Consider the following 13,472-nt stretch of genomic DNA (forward strand, 5'->3'; position numbering starts at 1 on the left):
CGACAAAAGGAACCTCCTCACCATAGAGTTCCTTCGAATACAAATTATATTTTGCTGTGTATTCAAAAGCTTTAGCCAATCTGTTATCGTACAAGGAATACAGATCCGAACCTTGATTGTAAGCGATGATGCAGATTTCAGCCATGTATCCGATGCCTAACATTGCATGAGCTTGATCGCGTCCGGTTTCCATGGTTTGTCCGGTGTCATTCACATATGCAAAGATCGACCCGTTCACATGAATATCTTGATATAATGCCATCGCACGATCATAAATTTCCGTATTGTCACACAGAACACCTATTGACATCATAGTGACCAGAGCCGCTGTATCCCAGTTGCCATTGGCAAGCATTGGGGCTGCCGCATCCTGGATGACAGGATAAACTACGTTTAACATCATATCTTGCAATGCTTGAAAGTCAGCATCACTGTATCCGCTATATCCGCCGTCATAATACTTTAAGATTTCGGCAGCACTGGCATATTTGTACGCATTGATACCAGCGCCAAGGATTCGGTCTCTGCCATCAATAACCTTAAGTGTATGCGCCCAGGTGCTCAGGATCCCCGCTGCATTCTCCGCATACTTGTCTTCTCCCGTAATTACCCATTGCAAGGCATTGAAATAAGCAGCAGTGCCGCCTTATTCAAAATAACCGATATTTCCGGAATCCGAAGGTGCTCCTCCACGTCCCACATTTGTAAAGGCTGTGGTCATATAATTGAAGCTGGATAGGTGATAGGGAACACTGTTCTGCAATCTCTGGTAATCGGAATACCAAGGTTCTTCCTTGGCCTGAACATGATGCCTCATGCTATCCAGATCTTCTTGCGTATGCAGGATACCCGGATGACTGAAAATTCTGACAGCGACCCCCGATTCTGTCTGAATGCCATGGCCACTGTAGGTAATAGTAAATCTGTGGCTGCCGATGCTCAAATCAGCTATTGTCGCCTTCATTCGTCCTTCCGTAAACTGAACCTCTGTACCAGCTCGATCGATACTGTAATTTTCAGGGTTGGTATCCCCATTTAGGGGACGCCAGTGCAGCAGCACATCATTTCCTGTTACCTTCTGGCTGACCTCCAACAAATCCGCACCAGTCACTTCTTCAAAATAAAACCGATATTCCGAATTTTCAAGGGCAATACCGGTCGATTGCATAGAATCCTCTGTCATCTTAACGTTGAAGCGGTCAAAACCCGAATCATCCCTCATCGTGGACAAATGGGAATAGATGCGATAATAATCAGACTGTGCATAATGGTCGATATAAAATCGCTCGTTCCAGTTCGGGGTAACTGCAGATGCTTTAATTTCAAATACTCTGTCCGTACTGGTTCCGCTCGAAGCACCACTTATAATATTAAAGTACCTGTGCGTATTATTCAGGAATTCTTCTGCTGTATAGTAGTTTTGAATCGTTAGGTATTTTCCTGTATCCAGCGATTTTATGGAATAAATCGTCCTGGTAGCTCCTACTTCTTCTTCCGCTTTATCAACTGTGGCGAAGTAGTCCAGAACGTACAAAGCAAAGTTAGATCCGTCTTCCCTGCTAGCCGTAAGCGATAACGTTTCAGTAACAGGATCCACCTTCACATATCTGCCATCTGTATTTTTTATTTTCATAATTTTTGCCGCATGCTTACTATTATCAAAATAATTGCCCATGTTCGGGCCCGAAATTTGAACAGGCCTCTCGGCAGCTTCCAGTCTGTCCATAGCCGCTTGCAGAGACAGCATTGCTTGATCAACCTCCTGTTGCGTCACCGGGGATCGGATGGTTCCCTTCGCATGCCGGATTGCTTCCAGGAGCGCTGCCCAGCTGTCAATCTCATAATCCGATTCTGTTAATTGCTCCGCTGCGGCAACTAATGCTTTTAGAGCCTCTTTATCGGTTCCATCATTTACAACTGGTTCACCCAGCGTGACGGTCAGAGATGGACCGGGATGCCCCGAAGTATTCCTTGAAGAATACATCTCGCTGGCATTAACTGTGTTGTCATTCACACTAGCGGTTGTCAAATGAATACTTACCGTTTTTCTTCCGCTGCTTAATGCAGATTGAAAGATGGATGACACATCCACAGAGAGATTCTCCTCCCCTGTAGACACTACATTCTTTGTCACAACCGGCGATCCCGCCATATCATAGGGGCGGTTATTATAAGTGACATTTGTTACCGTCCATGGTTCTGTGGAATTTCTCAGCGTCGGCTCGCTCTCCGTGAATATCAGTTCATTGGGCGCATGACTCTTTCTGAAATTCAAATTCATTTGCATCTCTTCAATAGCATAATATTGGGTATCTATCGAGGATAAATCGAATTGAAGATACACGTGGCGGTGCTTTCCGTATATCAGTTTATTTGCGTTCGAGTTAACCATCGTGGTGTTGTCTTGGGAATTGAAATTCGATACAAATGCATCTTGTGTTGCCGGGAAGGTGTCGGCCTCAGCTGCCGCAACTAGTGTTGTTCCCAGTAAAAAAGTGGTGAGGGGCGTGCCTAACAGGGAAACGCATAACAATAAAGACAAAGCCCGCCTAATTAATCTAAACATACTTCTCCTCCTCAAAAGAAATCGTTGAAAGCGCTATCATTAATCTCTTTTAAAGAATACCACTTTGTTTTTTGTCACAACATGCTCTTTTTTTAGAATGAACTGAGGTTTTTTTAGGAAAAGCATAAAAAAACCGGCTTGCGGTCATAAAGTGCCCCCCTAGAATTCATCGGTTAAACCAAGGGGTGCTAAACCTTTAATCCATTACAATATTTCAATATACCCTTCTGTTCCATTTACGCGAATTCGTTGCCCGTCTTCTATCCGTTTAGTAGCATTCTCCACACCAACAACTGCTGGTAAGCCATATTCACGTGCGATTACTGCTCCATGGGTCATCAGCCCACCAACTTCGGTGACTAGGTCTTTTATGGATACAAACAATGGTGTCCAGCTTGGATCTGTAAAGGCGGTAACTAATATATCCCCAGCTTGAACGAGTCGTTCGCCCTCTTTTAGTAAAGCCTGCTTATAAGCGAAATAGCGATGAACCATGCCGTATTCTGGATATTCCCTAAACCCGCTGAAATTCCGGTTGAGGTTGATCATTCGTTTGCTTTCCTTGGCTTTTTGTTCGCCATCCGGTAATTGGCTTAATCGATCTAATAATGCTTGCTTTTTTGCCAAAGCTTCCTGTCTCCCTTGCTCAAATTTCCGACGGCTTGCATTAGGCTCAAAGTTTTTGATGTTACCAAGAATCAGCGGGATAACCGTCATTGGTTTTTCGCTCCAACGAGTCCGGGTGATATCGATTTCTCCGGTACATCGCATGCCGTATTTATCCAGATAGGCATCGATTTAATGGGCCGGCTCTGGACAATATGGAATGTGTCGTTAACCAAATATCACTCCATATCTTCTGGCTGGCCAAAATAAGCTTCGATCTGTCTCCCAATGCGTGCCAGCTGTAATAACGCCGCCTGGACAGAAATTTGATTTGTCTAACAGCGACTTAATATTCTCCTTTAATTATGAAAAACGAGCCCCGAATGGTTCCAGCTAATTTAGACTTCTGTCTAGCGAACTTAAACTTCCCTTCTAACTCCTTGGGGATTTCCATCCCCTCAGAAAGCTTAAAACCAACGGCTCGCTTCTTAGGTTCATCAACCGTATACATGACGTTGAGCGCAAGACCATCCTCATAAAAGACGAAAGTCCATTTGATATTTTCCACTTGGAAACGCGACGTTTCTAATGGTTTGGCCGCAAACTCAATATCGCGTTCTTCTTTCAAAATTTGGTTCACATAATCAAGGATCTCCTGGCTTTCACTGGCAGGTACAACCGTAAATTCATGCTTATATTTGTTCATAAAGTAACGGGCTTCATTCGCTCGTAAGCCAGCAAGCGCTTCTGCTACGGGTGAAGACTCTAAACCAAGCGTCGATACGTTTTTAAAGTCTACGATATAGGACATGTTCATCTCTCCTAAAAGTTTTGTGATTAGAACCTGCTTCGAGTAAAACTCGCAGCGGAAGCTTTACTGATCTCTTTATTTCCTTACAACGGGAATCCACATTTCACCAAATACGGAGCCGTTTCGCTGCCCCATCTCAACCGTTGCATTTGGCCCGCCAACATAGGCAAAATTCTGTGCTTCCGGCAAGACTTGTCCAAAGGCAATACCAGTAAGCATATTACTCAACTCCCAAGATGTCTTCCCTTCCCCTTTTACAACCAGGTATTCCCCTTTAGGAAATTGAATCACTCTGGTTGCTTCCGGTACTGATGCTTCTGTCATGACGCCAGCATAATGCATCATCTTGTTATTTACCGCTTCGTTTACGGCAAAAATGTAGTCATTTGCGGCTATGGTTTTTAAAGTGTCAAGCCTTCCATCTTGTTTCACTGCCTCCCAAAAGTCTGCTTTTTCCTTATTTATGCCGGCATAGTCTGTGTAATCGCTCTGAAGCTCAATTCTGATACCTAAAACGATAAAGCTGTCTTTTTCCTCAAGGATATAATTTGCCATATTCAAAACCTTCCTTTTTTTAAAAATTATCAAATGGTTTTGTCTATTCACTTGATGGGTTTATAATAACCTTAAATCATGTCAAAAAATGATACTGTTTCGGGGGGCCCGATGAAAAAAGTTGAACGGATAAATATCATTATGCGGTATATCAACAACCGCGCTCACTTTACCATTTCTGAAATCATGCGGGAATTTAACATCTCTCGTTCGACAGCCATTAGAGATATCCGAGAAATCGAAGCGATGGGGATGCCGCTTGTCGCTGAAGTTGGAAGGGATGGGGGGTATTTTGTCATGAACAACTCTGTCCTGCCCACTGTCCGCTTTACCGATAATGAAATTAAAGCTTTATTTATTGCCTTTATGGCCACAAGAAATCAACAGCTCCCTTATCTCAAAAGTCGTCAGTCTTTAGCTGAAAAATTACTGGGTTTCATCTCCGAAAACCAGCAAGATGACCTTGTTCTTTTAAATCAAATATTGCTTTTTGAAGGAACCAACCCCCATAATCCAGACCTGCTTGATCTGTCAGACCTGCCCCACCCCATGTTAGAAAAACTTATCCAAATCCTTCTGTTGGACAGCTATTTATTGGTTTCCATCAAAGAAGAGAACGCAATAAAATCTTGTCCCATTTATCTCCTGCATCTTTATCATGAAAAAAGTCTATGGCAAATTGAAGGCTTTGACTTAGAGGAAGAAAAGAGACGGATTATTCCTGTCGACAGTCTCACCAATGTAGAACCATACCCTGCGAAAAAAAGAGGAAGTAAGAAGAAGATTCTAGAAAGCCTAAGTAAGCAGGAAGAAGTCATCAACCTTGTCCTTGATCTTGGTCCAAAGGCGATTGCCCAGTTCAAAAAATACCATCCTTTAAAGATTTCGATCTCGTATACGAATCCGTATCAAACCACGGCCACCTTAAAGACTTTTATCAATGTTCATCATTCAGAGGAATTAACCGAGATAACCAATTGGCTGCTTTTCCTGGGTGAAGATCTCAAGGTCAGGGAGATACCAGAAGAAGTCCTAGAAGGCTTACAAGAGAGATTAAGCTTATACGGCCATAAGCAGTGCCAGCTTTTTGATACATTTCCATAAGAAACCTTTAAGGGCCTTTGAGTTGAACATTCCATTTTAATCAATCCTTTATGCGATCCTGGACTTTAGTCGAGGTTCGCTACCTGCCACGGTCTGTTCCGACTCAAGGAGATATTCGTTATAATATTGCCAAGTCTTTTGGAGGAGCGATTGATCATGAATTACGAACATAAAGTACAGAGGGAAGTTGCCAACTGGGAACAAAAAATGTTCAAACCGCCAGGATGGCTGGAGAAAACGTCAAAAACGATCGGCAATCGAATAAACCATTTCATTCCCCCGAAGGTGCACAGTATCATTACGACCACCATACGATCGATCGTGCGCACGGCACTGTTCGGTGCAGAATATACACCTAGCCGTCCCGTGCAGCGTACTCTGGAACTGGAGTCTGCCGATCAAGAAGCGAATGAGTTGTTTGCCCTGTACCAAAAAATCGCAGTTGCTGAAGGCGCCGGAACTGGAGCTGGCGGCATTATGCTTAGCATGGTAGACTTTCCAGCGTTAATTGCGATCAAGATGAAATATTTGTTCGAGCTGGCGCATGTTTATGGCTATGACACCAAACACTTCTCCGAGCGAGTATTCATTCTCAAGGTATTTCAAATGACGTTTTCGGGGCCGGAAAATCGTGCCAGATTACTCTCCTCCATCAAGTATTGGCATATTGAAAAGGAACAGTGGTTCTCCGATGCTGAATACTCCCGGAATATGGACTGGGAGACATTCCAGATCGAGTACCGAGACGCCATCGACTTCCGGAAAATGCTGCAAATGGTGCCTGGAATCGGTGCTTTCGCAGGCGCATGGGCGAATTACACGATCCTTGAGGAGCTGCGCGAATTTGCTATGAATGCTTACCGCCTGCGCAGATTGCACGATGATTTCGTGTTTTAGGGTTAATCCTCTCTCTGACTCCCTTGCGTAACGGCTTCTAAAAAAAATGCCTAATAGAATGGAATTCCATTCTATTAGGCATTTTTAATCAACATGAAGTAACAATTGATCCAAATCTGGGATTTTAATTTTCTTTTTGGGTAATTGCTTGATCAATCCATGTTGTTCAAGTGAAGTAAATTTACGGCTGATTGTTTCTGGTGTTGTACCAAGATACGAAGCTAAATCCTTTCTAGACATCGGTAAAGTAATCGTTGGACTATTGCCGCTCCCCTTTTCAACACACTCTGCTAAAAAGGAAATAAGACGGGATTCCACATTTTCAATCGCTACCTGAGTGGTTTGTTTTTCAGATTCTTTCAAACGCATGGTAACCTCTGACAGTATTCTTAAAGAAATCTGCGGATATGCCAACAAATATTTCTGTAAATCCTCTTGTTTGATTAAACAAATTGACGTATTCTGCAGGGCTTCAGCATAATTCTCATGAACACTTCCGGGTTGGAAGATGGCCACCTCACCTGTGAAATCTCCTGGATTTAAAATTCGAACGAGTTGTTCCTTTCCGGAGTCAGATAAACGGTAAATCCGAACCTTACCTGAATTGATAATATACAGGGTGTCATCCTCCTCACCTGCACGGAATAACAATTCACCTTTTTGTAAATGAAGTGTTTTGGCTGATTCTGCAATCATATCCATTTGACGATCTTCCAGATGGTTAAAAATCGGAACTAAACGAACGCATTCAGCATGTCCACGGTGGTGATGACAACCTTGACTTTGTTCCAACATAATATCCCCCTTTTTATTTCTAGTACAGCTTGCTCTATTGTAAAAAAGGCTTTGCGCCCCTAGATAAAAAGATCTTTGCTATTTATTATATCAATCTATGAAAATGAATTCGAGAAGCCTCCACAGTATTCGTGTATCAGTTACCAGTAGGTTCTTAAATAAAATAGCCACTGAGAAATAATGTTTTCTCAATGGCTATATATGGAGTTTTTTTCAATAGCCTTTTCCTGCCCCGTCCCATATCCTTAAGAGTGATACGCTTTGTCTGCTTCCGACAACATATTATATACGGCTGCATAAGTGTCGCATACATCTCCAGGAATGGTGTAATTGCCTGTAATTTTACGTAACTGAGCAAATTCGAGATCCAAGTTGGGTTTGTTAGTTCTTGCGTTTTTAACTTTATCGTTTATTGCTTCAAATAGACTACGTATTTCAAATGCTTCTGGGTGATTCTTACCATGGGCACGTGTGATAGCAGTAGTGAATAAATCTAATTTTTCAAAATAGTCCGTTGCAATATCGATAAATGTTCCTGTTTGTTCTAACATGCTGCTTCCTTCCTCCTTGAATGAATTTTGTTTTGCATCTTAGGCAGATTTTACTTTTGATTTTATGACGGGATACCCCAAGTCCTCGATGGCTTTTTCGATATCGCCAATAGCTATCTTTTCTGAATGAAAATCTACTTTTACTTTACTTGCATTGAATAATACTTTTACGCTATCTGGATTGATGCCGTTCAATCCTTTTACTGCATTCTCAATCTTTTGCATACATGATGGACAAGATAAGGTATCTAGTTGAATGCTAGCTTTTTGCATGATTTATTTCTCCTTTTTTTTTAATGTTGTGGCTTCGTTATTCCGCCTCTTCCTCTTCACAGTTCAAGTATAGCTTTGTTTTGTCTTCAAAAAATTGATAGAGATCAAGTTATGATGATTTAAATTTTTAAACGGAATCTCAACAATCTCATACCATTAAAGATGACCGCCAAGATACTTGCTTCGTGAACCAACATCCCAATGGACATGTTCATCCACTCACTGAATAATACGCTGGCGAGCAAGACCAATACCACACCTACCGCAATGAAGATGTTTTGTTTCATGTTTCTTGCGGTTGATTTTGTCAGGCCTAATGCGTGTGGCAAACGGCTGAAGTCAGAATTCATTAAGACTACATCGGATGTTTCAATCGCAACGTCTGTTCCGCTTCCCATGGCGATCCCGATATCTGCTAAGGCCAAGGATGGGCTGTCATTGACCCCGTCACCGACAAAGGCTACGATTTGACCTTCTGCTTGCATTTTTTCAATATAAGCTGATTTACCTCCTGGCAGCATATGACCATGCGCTTCAGTCAGCCCAAGTTCACGAGCAACTAAATCAACTGTCCCTTGGTTGTCCCCGGAAAGAACCACCAGGTTTTTCACGCCTAGTTTTTTAAGTTTTTGGAGATCTTGTTTGACGCCTGGACGGATTTGATCCCGAATACCCATTAGAACTTTCAATTTTCCATCAACTGCGGTCAAGACAAGAGAGTTCCCGTTTTGTTCAAAGCGTTCTACGTCTCTTCGGACTTTTTTGTTTAGTTCAACATTTTCCTTTTCCATTAAAGCTACGTTACCAACTGCTATACGATGACCCTTTACTTTTGCGACAATCCCGCCACCTTTAACCACTTCGGTTTCTTCTACAGTGGAAAAAGTAGTCTCGCCAATGTCTTGCAGGACTGCCTTTGCCAGTGGGTGATCTGATTCACGTTCTACACTTGCCAAGTATCCTAGTGCTTCCTCAATATTTTCACCGTAAAATTCTTTTTCGGCAACCTCAGGGTTCCCTACGGTTAAAGTTCCGGTTTTATCAAAAACAATCGTGTCAACATTACTGAAATCATGGATCACTTCACTACCTTTTAAGAGTACACCATTCCGGGCGCCATTTCCGATCCCGGCAACGTTGGATACTGGCACTCCGATAACCAATGCCCCTGGGCATCCCAATACCAAGATCGTGATGGCCAGCTCAATGTCACCGCTGAACAGCCCAATAATTAAGGAAAGGATTAGAACAGCTGGGGTATAGTATTTCGAGAAACGGTCAATGAACCTTTCTGCTTCTGATTTGGAATCCTGTGCTTCTTCAACTAATTCGATGATTCTACCAAATGTTGTATCTTCGCCGACACGATCAGCTCGGATTTGAATCGTTCCGTTTTCCAAGATAGTTCCCGCAAACACTTCAGAATCAACAGTCTTGCTTACGGGTACGGACTCACCCGTGATACTCGCTTCATTGATGTGACCTTCTCCAGTCAACACGGTTCCATCCACTGGAACTTTCGCACCGGTCTTTACGAGCAGGATATCTCCTTCGTCTACTTCATCGACCTCTACCTCTTCAAATTCTCCGTTTTCCATTTGTTTCAGGGCACTTTCTGGTGCCATCTCGGTTAATTCTTTAATGGCGGATCGTGTTTTATTCAAAGTGCGCTGTTCTAAGAAAGAACCGAATAAGAATAAGAAAGTAACAATAGCTGACTCTTCATAGTTTTGAATTAAAAAAGCTCCAATAACGGCGATGGTGACTAATACATCAATACTGATGACTTTTACTTTTAATGCTTGATACGCTTGAATGGCGATGGGGGCCACCCCGAAAATAGAAGCAATGATGAATGACCAGTTGAAAAGAGTGACATTACCTAAAACAAAATGACTAAACAAACCAATTAAAATTAAAGTTCCGCTAATCAGCGTTATCTGATTTTTCTTCCTTAATACATGGATTTGCATTTTTGTCCTCCTACTAGTTTTACTTTTTCTTATTGTTGGTGATTCTAGTATAGGATGTTTTAGGTTAATGAAAATTGACTCGTATCAAGTTTCAGTATTTATGAGAAAATAATAGGTTGGAATCCGCCGATGACAATATAAGCAAGCCCAAATCTTCAACCTTGCATTTTTTTATGGTTGTAGTCAATGTATTAGCCTCCTTATAATTCCCTTAATTCCCCTCCCTACATTTTTCCGATTAACTAACTAGTTTCAGACCAACAGCAGATCCAAGCACCATGGCAATAAATAAAATTCGCAAGAAATTTTTTGGTTCACCATAAAAGACCATTCCGAGAACCGCTCCACCAGATGCCCCGATTCCTGTCCATACCGCATATGCCGTTCCCATCGGCAAGGTGCTCATCGCCAAAGACAAGAACAAAAAGCTTAATCCGAAGCCTGCAACCAACAAAAATAATGATAGCGCATTTCGATCTTTGTTCAATTTATTAATCATCAGGACGCCGAACATTTCAAATAACCCTGCTAGAACAAGAAAAAACCAATTCATCTGTTAAGCCACCTCCTTTTTCTTATCTTTGCTTAACATTTTTAGCCCAATAACCCCCAATAGCAGCACTGCAATGAGCAGCATCTTTTCCATTTGAACAGGAGCGCCAAATATAATTATTTCTGCAAGAACAGTACCAGCTGTACCTAAACCAACGAAAACAGCATATACAGTGCCAACAGGCAGGAATCGAGAAGCCCCAATCATCAAGGTGAAGCTTACGATAATGGCAATCACTGTTGCCCCCCATTCAAAAATTCCGCTGGCATGTTTCAATCCAATGACCCATCCCACCTCAAATACCGCAGCGATAATAACAGACAACCACGTTTTGTTCATTGCTTTAACCTTCCTCTCTAGAATTACGCTACTTATAACATTTATCAAATGTAGCAAAAATATAAAAAAGCCTGGGAAAACAAACTGTTTTACAACAGTTTATCTCCCAGGCTTTTATCCCTCCGTGGCACAACGAATGAGTTGTGAGTTATCTCTCGGACCAGCCAACAATAAATCGCGGAACCCTAGATAACATTTGAATTATTCAATTCTTTTAAATTATACACAGTTTCTTGTTCTTTTCAACTCCGCAAAAAGACCGCTCTAAGCTTGAGAACATTATTTAATAACTACATATTCCAAGTCGACAAGCTTTGCGTAGGTGATAATTTGGTCTGTTGTTAAGTTTAATGAAACAACGGTATGATGGCCGCCGCCATTCTCGATCCAAGCTTTAACCCCATCTTGGAAGTTTGGCTTAACTTCCCATAGTACGCGGGCCACTGGCAGTTTAGGGGCTGGAACCGTCGGTTCAAAGGCAGAAACTTCGTTGATCAATAGTTTATAGTGAGTGCCAAAGTCAGCCATGGAAACAACTACGCCTTCTCCACTTTTACCATCAAATACTAAACGGGCTGGATCTTCACGATCGCCAATGCCTAATGGTGAAACGATAATTTTTGGTTTATTGCCCGCCAATGTAGGATCCACTTCAAGCATATGCGATTGCAGGATGGCTTCTTGACCAGCCGCCATTTCATAAGTGTAATCTTCCATAAAGCCTGTAGATTGGTTATGGCTCATCACTTTGAGCAAACGGTCAAGTGCCGCCGTCTTCCAATCCCCTTCACCCGCAAAGCCATAACCTTGAGCCATCAAGCGTTGGACGGCTAATCCAGGAAGCTGCTTCATGCCATGCAAATCTTCGAAGTTCGTTGTAAAGGCATTGTAGCCGCCTTGATCCAGGAAACGTTTCATGGCAATTTCATAGCTTGCTTGTACTTTTACACTAGCCTCCCAGTCTTCCTTACTGTAAGTCCCGTAATCGAAGTCATAAAGCTTTGCATATTCGGCGAACAATGCATCAATTTCTTCTACTTTAACCTCATTCACGTATTGAACAAGATCGCCGATGCCAAAGTAATCAACGGTCCAGCCAAATTGAATTTGTGCTTCAACCTTATCTCCTTCGGTTACGCCAACGTTGCGCATGTTGTCGCCAAAGCGAGCAACTTTAATATTGAAACTTTCGTTATAGGCAACCGCGACGTCCATCCATTCTGCAATCTGCTTCTGTACTTCAGGACGCTCCCAGTATCCTACTACAATTTTGTTTTGTTTCTTTAAACGTGCATTGATGAAGCCATATTCACGATCACCATGAGCTGCTTGGTTGAGATTCATGAAGTCCATATCGATCGTAGCCCAAGGGATGCTCTCATTATATTGCGTTGCCAGATGAAGCAAAGGCTTTTGCAAAAGCTTTGTTCCGCGGATCCACATTTTTGCAGGCGAGAACGTATGCATCCAAGTGATGACACCAGCAACCTCGTCACGATAGTTGACTTCTTTCATGATGCTTGTGATTTTATCTGCGCTAACAGCCAAATCCTGTAATACTAACGGGTAAGGCAGAACTCCGCTGTTGTTCAAAGCATCCGTCATCGCCTGCGCGTGTGCCTTAACCTCAGATAATGCTTCTTCCCCATATAGGTGCTGTGATCCGACGACAAACCAAAATTGTTTAGCTGCAACTGTTGACATATTCATCCTCTTTTCTGTGATTTTATGGAGTAATTAATTTTGCCCGTAGTAAGCGTCTTTCCCATGTTTGCGCAAGTAGTGCTTATCTAAAATTCGCTGTGGCAATTCCTCTGCAAAACGGTTTAATTCTCTTGCAAATAAATTCATTTTCGAAACTTCTTCCAGCACAACACTGTTCATTACCGCAGATTTCGCATCTTTCCCCCAAGTAAACGGCCCATGTCCTTTAAGCAAAACGCCAGGAACTGCCATAATATCAATGCCTCGCTGTTCAAAAGTTTCGATGATTACCCGGCCTGTTTCCGCCTCGTAACCGCGATCTACTTCCTCTTGTGTCAAGAAGCGAGCGCAGGGTACGGAACCATAGAATGTATCGGCGTGCGTCGTCCCCATAACAGGAACATCAAGCCCAGCTTGAGCCCAGACGGTCGCCCAGGTGGAATGGGTGTGCACGATGCCGCCGATTTGCGGGTAATGCTTGTAAAGTACAGCGTGAGTAGGCGTATCGGATGAAGGTCTCAATTCTCCTTCGACGACATTTCCATCTAGATCCATAACGACCATATCACTGGCTTTCATCGTCTCATAGCTAACACCACTAGGTTTAATTACGAACAAGCCGCTTTCACGATCGATTGCACTTACATTTCCCCACGTATATTTAATGAGTCCCTGTTTCGGCAATTCCAGATTGGCCTGGAAAACCTCTTCTTTTAGCTGTTCTAACACCTTGCTCCCTCCATTT

13 protein-coding genes, 2 pseudogenes and 1 riboswitch are annotated in these 13,472 nt (G+C 42.5%); of the genes and pseudogenes, 2 read left to right on the top strand and 13 right to left on the bottom strand.

The window, feature by feature from the left end; translation table 11 throughout:
• Positions 1-55 precede the first annotated feature (55 nt).
• The 5 genes and pseudogenes from CZ379_RS26985 to CZ379_RS17725 form a co-directional block, all read right to left on the bottom strand.
• Positions 56-625: pseudogene (locus CZ379_RS26985) on the bottom strand (alginate lyase family protein); the annotation flags it as partial.
• 21 nt (positions 626-646) lie between these two features.
• Positions 647-2,566, bottom strand: coding sequence for a DNRLRE domain-containing protein (locus CZ379_RS17710; protein WP_110932835.1), 1,920 nt, complete (start codon positions 2,564-2,566; stop codon positions 647-649).
• A 204-nt stretch (positions 2,567-2,770) separates the two neighbouring features.
• Positions 2,771-3,355 (bottom strand): annotated as a pseudogene (locus CZ379_RS17715) (PEP-utilizing enzyme); the annotation flags it as partial.
• 163 nt (positions 3,356-3,518) lie between these two features.
• Positions 3,519-3,983, bottom strand: a complete 465-nt coding sequence (locus tag CZ379_RS17720; RefSeq protein ID WP_110932836.1) for a phage tail protein — start codon at positions 3,981-3,983, stop codon at positions 3,519-3,521.
• A gap of 75 nt (positions 3,984-4,058) precedes the next feature.
• The gene (locus CZ379_RS17725) at positions 4,059-4,538 is read right to left on the bottom strand and encodes a GyrI-like domain-containing protein (RefSeq protein WP_110932837.1); all 480 of its coding nucleotides are present in this window, start codon (positions 4,536-4,538) and stop codon (positions 4,059-4,061) included.
• Between the two features lie 111 nt (positions 4,539-4,649).
• Between CZ379_RS17725 and CZ379_RS17730 the strand changes: the two genes are divergently transcribed.
• Positions 4,650-5,642 carry a helix-turn-helix transcriptional regulator gene (locus CZ379_RS17730; RefSeq protein WP_110932838.1) on the top strand — a complete coding sequence of 331 codons (993 nt, stop codon included), beginning with the start codon at positions 4,650-4,652 and terminating at the stop codon, positions 5,640-5,642.
• A gap of 156 nt (positions 5,643-5,798) precedes the next feature.
• Entirely contained in the window at positions 5,799-6,539 is a 741-nt protein-coding gene (locus CZ379_RS17735; protein ID WP_110932839.1) for an EcsC family protein, read from the top strand.
• A gap of 84 nt (positions 6,540-6,623) precedes the next feature.
• On the opposite strand, the gene CZ379_RS17740 is transcribed toward CZ379_RS17735, so the two are convergent.
• The 8 genes from CZ379_RS17740 to CZ379_RS17775 form a co-directional block, all read right to left on the bottom strand.
• Entirely contained in the window at positions 6,624-7,334 is a 711-nt protein-coding gene (locus tag CZ379_RS17740) for a Crp/Fnr family transcriptional regulator (protein ID WP_110932840.1), read from the bottom strand.
• Positions 7,335-7,579: 245 nt separating this feature from the next.
• Positions 7,580-7,885, bottom strand: coding sequence for an iron-sulfur cluster repair di-iron protein, ric (locus CZ379_RS17745; protein ID WP_110932841.1), 306 nt, complete (start codon positions 7,883-7,885; stop codon positions 7,580-7,582).
• 39 nt (positions 7,886-7,924) lie between these two features.
• Positions 7,925-8,158, bottom strand: coding sequence for a heavy-metal-associated domain-containing protein (locus tag CZ379_RS17750; protein WP_110932842.1), 234 nt, complete (start codon positions 8,156-8,158; stop codon positions 7,925-7,927).
• Between the two features lie 119 nt (positions 8,159-8,277).
• A complete protein-coding gene (locus tag CZ379_RS17755; protein WP_110932843.1) occupies positions 8,278-10,131 on the bottom strand; it encodes a heavy metal translocating P-type ATPase in 1,854 nt (617 codons plus the stop codon).
• A 238-nt stretch (positions 10,132-10,369) separates the two neighbouring features.
• A complete protein-coding gene (locus tag CZ379_RS17760; protein WP_110932844.1) occupies positions 10,370-10,684 on the bottom strand; it encodes a DMT family transporter in 315 nt (104 codons plus the stop codon).
• Positions 10,685-10,687: 3 nt separating this feature from the next.
• Positions 10,688-11,023, bottom strand: coding sequence for a DMT family transporter (locus tag CZ379_RS17765; protein ID WP_110932845.1), 336 nt, complete (start codon positions 11,021-11,023; stop codon positions 10,688-10,690).
• Between the two features lie 101 nt (positions 11,024-11,124).
• Positions 11,125-11,223: riboswitch (guanidine-I (ykkC/yxkD leader) on the bottom strand.
• Positions 11,224-11,302: 79 nt separating this feature from the next.
• Positions 11,303-12,727: an L-arabinose isomerase gene (gene araA, locus CZ379_RS17770; RefSeq protein WP_110932846.1), complete on the bottom strand. Its 1,425-nt coding sequence runs from the start codon at positions 12,725-12,727 to the stop codon at positions 11,303-11,305.
• Between the two features lie 33 nt (positions 12,728-12,760).
• Positions 12,761-13,456 (bottom strand): L-ribulose-5-phosphate 4-epimerase, encoded by a 696-nt coding sequence (locus CZ379_RS17775; protein WP_110932847.1) that lies wholly within the window; start codon positions 13,454-13,456, stop codon positions 12,761-12,763.
• Positions 13,457-13,472: the final 16 nt, after the last annotated feature.

It is taken from the genome of Paenibacillus bouchesdurhonensis (genome assembly GCF_900155685.1).
GTDB lineage: Bacteria > Bacillota > Bacilli > Paenibacillales > Paenibacillaceae > Fontibacillus > Fontibacillus bouchesdurhonensis.

What these genes read in the sequence shown, in the direction of transcription:
- CZ379_RS17710 (WP_110932835.1), bottom strand. Translation starts at nt 2,566, where the DNA reads ATGTTTAGATTAATTAGGCGGGCTTTGTCTTTATTGTTATGCGTTTCC.
- CZ379_RS17720 (WP_110932836.1), bottom strand. Translation starts at nt 3,983, where the DNA reads ATGTCCTATATCGTAGACTTTAAAAACGTATCGACGCTTGGTTTAGAG.
- CZ379_RS17725 (WP_110932837.1), bottom strand. Translation starts at nt 4,538, where the DNA reads ATGGCAAATTATATCCTTGAGGAAAAAGACAGCTTTATCGTTTTAGGT.
- CZ379_RS17730 (WP_110932838.1), top strand. Translation starts at nt 4,650, where the DNA reads ATGAAAAAAGTTGAACGGATAAATATCATTATGCGGTATATCAACAAC.
- CZ379_RS17735 (WP_110932839.1), top strand. Translation starts at nt 5,799, where the DNA reads ATGAATTACGAACATAAAGTACAGAGGGAAGTTGCCAACTGGGAACAA.
- CZ379_RS17740 (WP_110932840.1), bottom strand. Translation starts at nt 7,334, where the DNA reads ATGTTGGAACAAAGTCAAGGTTGTCATCACCACCGTGGACATGCTGAA.
- CZ379_RS17745 (WP_110932841.1), bottom strand. Translation starts at nt 7,885, where the DNA reads ATGTTAGAACAAACAGGAACATTTATCGATATTGCAACGGACTATTTT.
- CZ379_RS17750 (WP_110932842.1), bottom strand. Translation starts at nt 8,158, where the DNA reads ATGCAAAAAGCTAGCATTCAACTAGATACCTTATCTTGTCCATCATGT.
- CZ379_RS17755 (WP_110932843.1), bottom strand. Translation starts at nt 10,131, where the DNA reads ATGCAAATCCATGTATTAAGGAAGAAAAATCAGATAACGCTGATTAGC.
- CZ379_RS17760 (WP_110932844.1), bottom strand. Translation starts at nt 10,684, where the DNA reads ATGAATTGGTTTTTTCTTGTTCTAGCAGGGTTATTTGAAATGTTCGGC.
- CZ379_RS17765 (WP_110932845.1), bottom strand. Translation starts at nt 11,023, where the DNA reads ATGAACAAAACGTGGTTGTCTGTTATTATCGCTGCGGTATTTGAGGTG.
- araA (WP_110932846.1), bottom strand. Translation starts at nt 12,727, where the DNA reads ATGTCAACAGTTGCAGCTAAACAATTTTGGTTTGTCGTCGGATCACAG.